At 37.1% G+C, this 9,676-nt stretch carries 9 protein-coding genes; 4 read left to right on the forward strand and 5 right to left on the reverse strand.

What is annotated here, in order from left to right; translation table 11 throughout:
• The first annotated feature begins 379 nt into the window (after positions 1 to 379).
• Entirely contained in the window at positions 380 to 1,111 is a 732-nt protein-coding gene (locus tag O99_RS04680) for a DUF4167 domain-containing protein (RefSeq protein ID WP_035006612.1), read from the forward strand.
• Between the two features lie 62 nt (positions 1,112 to 1,173).
• Here the strand turns inward: O99_RS04680 and O99_RS04685 are convergent, their stop codons facing one another.
• The 4 genes from O99_RS04685 to O99_RS04700 all read right to left on the reverse strand — a co-directional run bounded on the left by O99_RS04685 (position 1,174) and on the right by O99_RS04700 (position 4,265).
• Complete coding sequence (locus tag O99_RS04685; protein ID WP_035006613.1) at positions 1,174 to 1,593, reverse strand: hypothetical protein; 420 nt, start codon at positions 1,591 to 1,593, stop codon at positions 1,174 to 1,176.
• A gap of 125 nt (positions 1,594 to 1,718) precedes the next feature.
• On the reverse strand, positions 1,719 to 2,012 hold the full coding sequence (locus tag O99_RS04690; RefSeq protein ID WP_035006614.1) for a hypothetical protein: 294 nt from the start codon (positions 2,010 to 2,012) through the stop codon (positions 1,719 to 1,721).
• A 429-nt stretch (positions 2,013 to 2,441) separates the two neighbouring features.
• A complete protein-coding gene (locus tag O99_RS04695) occupies positions 2,442 to 3,455 on the reverse strand; it encodes a PAS domain-containing sensor histidine kinase (protein WP_035006615.1) in 1,014 nt (337 codons plus the stop codon).
• Between the two features lie 15 nt (positions 3,456 to 3,470).
• Entirely contained in the window at positions 3,471 to 4,265 is a 795-nt protein-coding gene (locus tag O99_RS04700) for a response regulator (protein ID WP_035006617.1), read from the reverse strand.
• Between the two features lie 162 nt (positions 4,266 to 4,427).
• Between O99_RS04700 and O99_RS04705 the strand changes: the two genes are divergently transcribed.
• The 3 genes from O99_RS04705 to O99_RS04715 all read left to right on the forward strand — a co-directional run bounded on the left by O99_RS04705 (position 4,428) and on the right by O99_RS04715 (position 6,829).
• Positions 4,428 to 4,643, forward strand: a complete 216-nt coding sequence (locus tag O99_RS04705) for a NepR family anti-sigma factor (protein ID WP_035006619.1) — start codon at positions 4,428 to 4,430, stop codon at positions 4,641 to 4,643.
• Complete coding sequence (locus O99_RS04710; protein ID WP_035006621.1) at positions 4,640 to 5,194, forward strand: RNA polymerase sigma factor; 555 nt, start codon at positions 4,640 to 4,642, stop codon at positions 5,192 to 5,194. The genes O99_RS04705 and O99_RS04710 overlap by 4 nt, the downstream gene beginning before the upstream one ends.
• A 216-nt stretch (positions 5,195 to 5,410) precedes the next feature.
• On the forward strand, positions 5,411 to 6,829 hold the full coding sequence (locus O99_RS04715; RefSeq protein WP_035006622.1) for a sensor histidine kinase: 1,419 nt from the start codon (positions 5,411 to 5,413) through the stop codon (positions 6,827 to 6,829).
• Positions 6,830 to 7,414: 585 nt separating this feature from the next.
• Here the strand turns inward: O99_RS04715 and O99_RS04720 are convergent.
• Positions 7,415 to 9,403 carry a M23 family metallopeptidase gene (locus tag O99_RS04720; RefSeq protein ID WP_035006624.1) on the reverse strand — a complete coding sequence of 663 codons (1,989 nt, stop codon included), beginning with the start codon at positions 9,401 to 9,403 and terminating at the stop codon, positions 7,415 to 7,417.
• Between the last annotated feature and the right edge of the window lie 273 nt (positions 9,404 to 9,676).

Below are 9,676 nucleotides of genomic sequence, written 5' to 3' on the forward strand. Positions count from 1 at the left end.
ATGGATTTTAAAAGGAGACATATTCTTTTAAATCCACAACAGATGTGTGTATATTTGCGTTTTTGTGTTGTTTTTCGACAATAAAATGATTTTTTTTAATGAAATTGTGATTTATTTTAAAAAAACACTTGGCATTTTCTGTGAACATCTCTAGGTTTCTGCTTGTCAGCGGAGAGATAGGGAATTTTGGGTTAAGTATTCCGTACTGTTTTTGTGTGATATTTCAAAATATATATCTTTATTAAGAAGCCAAGGAATATCGTTTAAGTTAAGTGAAACGGGGATGGTTCAATAACTAAATTTTGAAAGTGATAAGCATTATAAAAAATAATGCAATAAGAGAAGATTTAAAGAGCAATAAAATCCAAAAGGGATAAATATGAGGCCACAGCAGAATAGACGCGTACGCGGTCGCAATAACAATGGCAATAATAATCGTCGCGGTCCTAATCCGTTATCTCGTAATTATGAAAGCAACGGGCCAGATGTTAAAATTCGTGGAAATGCTCAGCAGATCGCTGATAAATACATAAGTCTTGCACGTGATGCGCAAGGAGCGGGTGATAGTGTTATGTCTGAGAATTATTTGCAGCATGCTGAACACTATTTGCGTATTATTTTAGCAGCTAATGATCAAATGTCTTACTCTCATAAGCGTGATGAAAATAACGAGCAGGAATGCGAAGACACAAGCGCTGAAGAAAGTACAAGAGAGGATAATAATAGAGAGGATAATAATAACGAAAGACCGTCCTTGCAAGAGCATTCATCAAGGAATGGTGATGGGCGAAAAAATCAAAGAAAAGGGAAGTATACATCTGATACATTAGATGAGAATTTTCGAGCTGATAAAGCTGAGCAGCAAGAGCAACAAACTGCTGAAGAAGGAGCTGAAGCTTCCAAATCATCACGGCGTCTTTCACGTTCTCGTAGGGTTCGTGTTTCAGAAACTTTATCCTCTAAACAATCAACGGTTGTTTTAGACAGTGCTGAAAAAGTTATCACATCGGCAGAAAAAATTGTTCCTCTTCCTTTATTAAGCGAAAAGGAGCAGAAAAAACCACGTCGGCGCCGGGCAACATCTTCTTCTTCAGTGGAAGAAAATACTTAAACATTTTAAGATGTTTTATTCATTTTAGAAGGTGATATTTTTATTTATTCTTCTTCGATTCATTATAAAGAAGAGTCAGAATCCATTGTTTTTTCTGTGATGTTGACCGAAAAAACCGAAAGAAGCTCACCGGTGTGGTAATTATAAATCATAAATTTCGTTTGTCCTTCTGGTGTTAAGAGTCTCAAGATCATATTTTGTTGGGAAAGACTTTGCGATAAAATTTGCGTTTTTGCAGGTAAAGATAAAGTATGATGAGGCACTGAAGAAGATAAAGGCTGTGCCGATTTTAGCGTTGTCTCAGGTTTTATAATTTTATAAATAACTCCAGCAAAGACAGCAAGAATTAACAAAAGTGTGATAGAGATGGAGATGATCATCAAACGCATCAATTTCTTTCTCACCTGTTCCACGGCAGGATCTAATGGTGTGTTTTGTGAAAGAACGCAGGGCTCACTGTTTTGAGCTTTGGAATCATACATTGGTTTATGCCTTACTGTTATTGAGTGCTGATATTGATTTTTGCTCGTTAACCAAATGTATACTTTTAATTGTTTTCGTTCAATGGGAAGATGCTGGTGGAGGAGAATAGTTTTGCCCATTTGCGTTACAATGCTGAGCTTACGGTCTCATCAGTATTTTGTTCTTTTAGGAAAAAATTGCCTTTGTTTGTTACAGACCAGATAAGGGTTATTTCTTGTTGTGGTACGCTGGCAGAGATATTTGTGCATTGAGCGAAGATTTGTTCTCCATAAGAGGTAAATTCTTTAATTGAGGGTATAATTTTTTGCTCACATGCTTGTGCTGTGGGATAAATTTTAACCATAGTTTTATTGGAATAACAACTGTTAAAATCATCTGTACATGAAACCAGTAGAAGAACAGCAAGAACAGGATTCATAATGTACTTATCCGAATAAAATATAGAGTATTGAGAAATTGTGTGAGAGGTAGATCCTCTGGATTCTAAATAATTTCAAAGGATTTTCGTTCCAAAGAAATACTCTATCTTGCTGCTGTAGGAGGAAAAGAAAAGCTAAAAAGCGCCAAGCTTTGATAATTCGGGGTATAAATTCCCTGTTGCTTGAATGGCTTTATTCTTATCCGTAATGCTCGGCCGCTTGATTTTTTAGTCGCAATGCTCGGATGGCTTTGTTCTTAGTCGTGATGCTTGGATCACTTTATTCTTATCTGCAATGCTCGATCGCTTGATTTTTCAGTCGCAATGCTCGGATGGCTTTGTTCTTAGTCGTGATGCTTGGATCACTTTATTCTTATTCGCAATGCGCGACCGCTTGATTTTTTAGTTGCAATGCTCGGATTGCTTTACCTAAGACAAAATATCAAAATAATTGTTAGAAACAGATAAACAATAAATCAATCCTTCGTCCGTTAATTTTAAAAAAGCTGAACCATCTACTGCAATGGGAACGATTTTGTCTAAAACGGTATTTCCAAAACAGGCTTTCTTATGTGCAGGAAGAAAGATTTTCTTTTTAAATTCTTCACTCCATGTGATAAAAAGTTGTGTTTTTCCTTGGGCTATTGTGCTGACTGTGCAAGTAATAGAAACAGTTCCTTCGTCTTGTGATAAAGCACCAAAAGAGAGCGAATTAATAATTAATTCATGAAAAGCTAATCCAATATGCAAAACTGCATTTGGAAAAAGATAAGGATCAATACCCTTGATGGAAAAACGCGCCTTTTCTTTTACTAAATAGTTTAAAATTTGTGTTTTTACCAATTCATGAAATTGAGCACCACGCCAGTCAGAGTCGGTAATCAGATCTTGAGAATGAGAAAGAGAATGAAGACGTCCCTGAAATTTTCGCAAGAAGGTTTGCAGCGATTCTGTATAACGGGCAGTTTGGGTTGCAATACTTTGGATAATTGCTAAAAGATTTTTAGAACGATGACTGACTTCCCGTAGTAATATTTTAAGCACTTGTTCGCGACGGCGTAGACCTGAAATATCAACGCCTGTAGTGATGATACCAATGATTTTTCCATTTTCATTCCGGTGGCAATCAATAGAAAATTTATACCAAATGGTTTGTTTGGACATATCTTCAAATCGTGCTTCAATAGCCTGTGTTTTCCCTGTTGATAAAACTTGCAGTTTGATGGTCTCCATATTGTCCGCAAGATCGACTGAGAAAAAATCACTGTCACGACATCCAACTCGCCATTTTTCTTTCAAAGGTTGCGGCAGGTTTTCTGCCCATAAATAGATCAGATTTGTTGTTTGATATAAAACACAAATATCAGCGCCACGGATTGCTTGCAGTAAAGCGCTGAGGTGTGATCTATCTATAGATGTGGTGGAAACAGGGGGCACGAACATAATCATTCCCTTCTGTTAGGCTGCTTTAGACGCATTCTCTTGGAAAAATAAAGCTTGTGAGATAAGGGCCTTTACCATATCAGGATTAAAGGGTTTGGTGACCAAAAAGGTTGGTTCTGGCCGTTCTCCAGTGAGCAATCTTTCAGGAAAAGCCGTAATAAAGATCACTGGGATACAATCATTTTTTAAAATATCGTTGACTGCATCAATTCCAGAACTGTTATCGGCTAATTGAATATCAGCTAAAATGAGGCGTGGTTTTTTCTGATGATACATGACAATAGCTTCATTATGGGTTCTTGCGATTCCTATCACTTGATGTCCAAGGCTTTCCACCATTTGTTCAATATCCATGGCAATGAGAGGTTCATCCTCAATAATCATAACTTGTGTCGCAATTTGTTGAGAAATATCAAAAGAGGCTTGGCTGAGGAGTTCATGAAACTTTTGTTTATCAATTTTCATGATTTCTCCTGCTTCACTTTCATTAAATCCTTCAACAGCAATGAGCAAGAAAGCTTGTCGTGCACGGGGAGTGAGATAAGATAATTGAGCGCTGGCTTTTTGTTCAAAACCGAATTGCGGCAATGGCTCAGCAATATTGGGCGTCGTTTGATCAAAAAGGTGACAAAAGAGTTGATACGTTCCAATGCGATCACTGGACGTTTGGGGGAAAATAGAAAAATCAACAATGAGTGCTTCTAACATGGCTGCGACATAGGCATCACCAGAAGTTTGGTTGCCTGTGATGGATCGAGCAAATCGTCTCAGATAAGGAAGATGAGGGGCGATGCGTTGTGATAGGGACATGATTTAAAACTCCTTCAGCTTGCGAAAGCACTTTTATTTTTTCAATTCCTTATGGATAAAAAAGTTCCTGCTTTCGGTCTGGAACTTTTTAGGAGGGACTATATTTACAACTTTAAAGAGAAAAATCTTCTTTCACTACTATATGGGTTAAGGGGCTAAAAAATGAACAACTTTGGTGAAAAAAATCTCACCGATTATTTTACATTTGAAGATGATCTTCTCGGCGCAAACAGTGAAATAGCACTAAAATTGCGTCAATTTTATATGCAAATTCAAGAAGAGCCACTTCCCCTACGTTTGCTGGAGCTTTTGGACAAATTAGAACAAGCAGAACAAGATAGTCTTCGTTCTGAAGAAAAAAGGTTTGATCCCTTATGATGCAGAGCTCAAAAGATTTTAAACAAGAATTGCTTTTTGTTTTACCAGCTTTACGGGCTTTTGCTGTTTCTTTAAGTGGCACGCATGATAGAGCTGAAGATTTGGTACAGGATACCCTTATGAAGGCGTGGGCTAAGCAAGAAAGTTTTGAAATTGGTACTAATATAAAAGCATGGCTTTTTACGATTTTGCGCAATGAATTTTATAGTCAAATGCGGAAAAGAGGAAGAGAAGTGCAAGATAGCGATGGCGTTTTCACTCAAAATATAGCTGTTCATCCTTCCCAATATGGGACGCTCGATTTGCATGACTTTAAAAAAGCCTTAAACACATTATCAGCTGAACAAAGAGAGGCAATCATTTTAATTGGGGCCTCTGGTTTTTCTTATGAAGATGCTGCAGCTATTTGCAATTGCGCTATTGGAACAGTTAAAAGCCGTGTAAGTCGTGCACGCAATCGTTTGCAAAAGCTTCTCGAAGTTGATGGTGATACTGATTATGGTCCCGATCTTTGTTCGGCTGGAAGCATCTTATGTTCTTTTAGTGATTAGGAAAATAATGATGGGTGAGAACATGGTTTATTATTGTTATCGCTACAGAGAAATCAAAATTGTGAGAATGCGCAGAGCCTTTTATCTCGCCTTCTAGGAACAAGAGCAAAAACGAGGATATGGAAAATAACTCTCTTTCTTCAACTCTTAAAGAAATAAAATAATTTTTTTCTAAACTGAAGAGTGCTGATTTTTGGATTCATTGATGGAAAGTATATGATAACAAAGGCGAATTTGTCTTCTAAAATACCCATTTCTGGTTCAACAACATCACGTTGGCGGTGGGGAGCAATTATTGTTTCTCTTTTCATGGCTTTTTTGGCTTCGACCTTTATTATTCTATTATCCAATGCCGTTGATCAGGAAATTTCACAGTTGGATACAAGCTCAGAATTGCGTGAACAAGCAGATTTAGCCCTTATTAGTTTAATCGATATGGCTGCAGCAAATCGAAGCTATGAAAAAAATCGTCGGGTGGAAGATAAAGTGCGCTTTGAAACAGCGGTTCTTCATCTTGATGATATTCTCAATTATATTGCCCTTCTTGTTCATTCTCATTCACAATGGTATACCTGGTTTACAGCTTTTAAAAAAGAGATCAAAGCACGTACAGCAATTATGAAGGACCATATGATTGCTCTTGATGCATCTTCTGGTCAATCCGTTCATTCTTCGGCGTTTCCTGAAGTTAAGACAACTCAAGTCACAAGTTTGGTTCAATTAATGGCCAATTTTATCGATGGCGATGATATTGAACGACAAAAAAAACGTGAAGATATAGCGCTCATGCGTGCTGCTTTGACTCTGGCTGCTATTGTGTCTGTTGTGAGCACTTTTATTTCTGCCTATTTTGTGATTAACCGTTTTCGATCCGATATTCAGTCTTTAAAAACCTATCAGTTACTTCTTCATAGTGAGAATGCAGCTCTTGAAGCTCGTGTCAAGGAACGAACACAGGAGTTGGAAAAGGCTCGTAATTATGCGGAAAAAGAACGTTGTCGTGTTGAAATGTTGTTACAGGACGCGAGCCACCGCATTGGCAATTCCCTGGGTACGGTTTCTTCCTTGCTTGGTTTGCAATTAAATCGAAGCAAGAATGAAGAGGTTCGTTCTGTTTTGGGAGCAGCACGAGATCGCATCCAAACAATATCAGCAGCGCATCGTCGTTTGCGTTTGAGCGATGATATGGAGACAACATTATTGGCAGATTTTCTTAATTTGGTTGTGCATGATGTTGAATTGGCTATACCATTTGAATTACGTGAAAATATCACTCTTCATAAGGATTTCAAAGACTGCCGATTATCTTCAAGAGATGCTACAACGCTCGGAATTATTCTGGGTGAATTGCTTACAAATTCTTTAAAACATGCTTTTCCTGATAAACGCCATGGGAATATTTATATTTTTTGTGGACCTCAGAAGAATGGAAAAATGGCTCTGATCGTTGAAGATGATGGCGTGGGGATGTGCAGTCAAAATGCAGAGCTAAAAACGGGACTTGGTCGTTTGGTTATAGAACAGCTTTGTATGCAATTTGGTGAGAAAGCACTGTTTGAAACATCTGCTTTAGGAGGAACAAAGGTGATCATTCCTTTGCCAAAGATCATAGGAAATTGTTCGGAGCGTTTTTAATGCTCTCTTTTAAAAGAGATTATATTCTTTGATCAAAATTTTCATTGATACAAGCATTGAAATTTCTCAATAAAACTCTCTGTAAAAAACATGATAAAATTTGGCGAAAAAAATTCTCAAACCATCGACAGTATGCAATCATAACAATTCGTTAAAGCTCTCATATACAGGTTAGGAGTACAAAAAGAGTTTTACTGAATTGCTCCCAAAAAATTTCTTTAGTCCTCTCTTTTACAGAATTTGTCTTTGATCAAAGAGAAGGGGAAAAGAGAAAAGAAATCTTGAAAAGCGTTTTTCAAAATACAGTTTTTACTTTCTTCTCTTTTTTCTCATGAGAGCAAGTGAAAAATGTTTCTACTGAATCGCAATGATACAGGAGAATTCACTATGATCTATAGGGGTATGATGAACTGTTGGATCTCTATCGTAAAAAATGAACTGAGATTCTTTAAAGGAATATTTCTATACTATTTTCTTTATTTAATCTTTTAAAACTTTATCTTTGACTTAAACGATTAATCGATACAACAATATCAGTGATGTCCTCTCGTAGAAAAACAGTAGTTTGCCTGATATATGAATCAATTAAGATGCATTTTCTGGCTGTGTTACGCTGTATATTAAGGAATCAATATTTTTCTTTTCTTTCAGAAATGCTTGTAGATCTTTGTCTTTTAAAGATTTACTATCAGGCAAACGAATACGCATAGGATCAACTTTTTTACCATTCACAATGATTTCAAAATGACAGTGAGGTCCAGTTGCAAGACCAGTCGATCCAACATATCCAATAATTTGTCCTTGTTTTATTTTGACGCCTGGACTAATATTAGGAGCATAATTATTTTGATGTGAATAACTACTGACATAGCCGTTAGCATGTTTAATTTCTGTATGGTTGCCATAACCACTTACGACTCCAACTCTTGTCACCACACCATCTCCAACAGCAATAATGGGTGATCCCTTTGGGGCTATCCAATCGACACCTGTGTGCATGCGCACATAACCTAAAATAGGGTGCTTCCGTGGACCATAAGGTGAGCCGAAAATGCCATTAGGGATCGGCTTTCTAAGCAAAAAAGGCTTTGAACTTTTTCCCTCTGAATCATAATAATCGGCACTCCCATTCGTGGATTGGTAATGGTAATATTTGTACGTAACACTCCCAAAGGTTGCACTTATATAACGGATTTCAGGATCTCCATTGGCGGAAGAGGAGGCCGTTTGCAGTTGTGTACCATTTTTTGTATTTTTACTGTTTTTTTCAGCCTGTTGTTTAGGAAGAGCGTAAAATATTTCGAGCTGATCAGTTGGTGTGATGCGGCTTTTCATATCAATATTCATTGCAAGTAAACGAATAAGATGCTGTGAAAGAGATTGTGACATATTATGGCTGAGAACAGCTTGATAGATTGCATCATAAACTGTTGGTAATTGTGCCACACTAACATAAGAATGAGGCTGACCATTTTGAAATGCAGTTTTAAGGGCATGTGACATTTCTGGTTCTGTACTTGCAACAAATTCGTTGTTATCATTGAGGGCAATTGTCAGAATATGATTCATTCCTTGGTAAATACTTGCCCGAACAAGATGATCTTCTTCACCGTGTTGTGTGACAATTCCAATGCGTAAAAGATTTCCTGCTTTGAGTGTATCTGAACGGTTCAATTTCGCTAATGTTTGTGCAATTTTCTCCATCTGTTCTTGTGGATAGTCGGATTTTTGAAGCGCTTCTAAAATTGTCTTCTTTTTACGAATGGGAATAATGTCTTCAGCATAATTTTTGGTGAGATCAATTCGATGATTGCTTGCTGTAATAGTGACATTTTCTTGGGTAAGACGCACATTAGGAATCTTTGGTACTTTAAGAGAAGGTGTTGAAATATCGAGTTGTGCGGGGTCTAAAAAAGGAAGAAGTGAAAGTTTCTCATTATTTTTATCCAAAGCAAATCCGGATTTTTGTATTTCTTTTTGTGCTTCTTCAGCCGTAAGTATATCCGTTTCATCAAAGTGCGCCTGTTCAATAATAAAATCATGGCTGCGTAGAGTCATTTTTGTTTCAACTTTTGCTCCATAAATTTGCCCTCCTTCAAGAGTTTGAGAAATTTGATTGTTCGAATCATTAGAAAAAATACTTAAGGCATCAAAGGGTGGGTAGGTGTATTTATGACGGCGTTCTTCGGCTAAGGCCATCCGGATCCATTCAAAGTTCTGAGTCTCAACGACTTTTTCATTTCCCTTTTTTTGAAGCGTAGATAATTCAAATTGTCTTTTTCTATCAAAGCTTTGACGGGCATGTGTGGGAGTAATACGATCTCCCTTTTTGTCATAGTCTTCAAGAGAATGATCTTCTAATAAAAACCATTGTGCAGGAGTAATTAAAGTGTGTTTTCCTTCTAAAGCAGCAAAAAGCGCGATTCCCATAAGAATACAAGAGGTTACTCCAGTGAGAATTGTACCCGTAAGCCAGCGTACAGAAACCTGTCGCTTAGCAGGCTTAGAGTGTTGTATCACAAGGGCAGGGTCTTGCCCGGGATCATTTTTTTGATACTGGTTATTATCCCACATAGGTTTTCATCATTTTCTTAGAAAAACATTTGATGTAAGAAGCTAACACGGCTTAGCTGCTTTCTACAAGAGTGTGATCATTTTTAAATAAAGCGAAAATCTCCATTATAATAGAGGATAAATAATAAGTAAGGGGATAATACTTTTCCGTTCGATAGTTTTTATAAAATACTATACTTGTTTTTTAAGAATGTTAGCGTTATATTTTAGAAGTTTGAAAATTATGGTTGACTCTTCAGTGTTAAGAGTTTTATATAATGTGATGCAGGGACA

It is taken from the genome of Bartonella rochalimae ATCC BAA-1498, from assembly GCF_000706645.1.
Taxonomy (GTDB): Bacteria; Pseudomonadota; Alphaproteobacteria; order Rhizobiales; family Rhizobiaceae; genus Bartonella; species Bartonella rochalimae.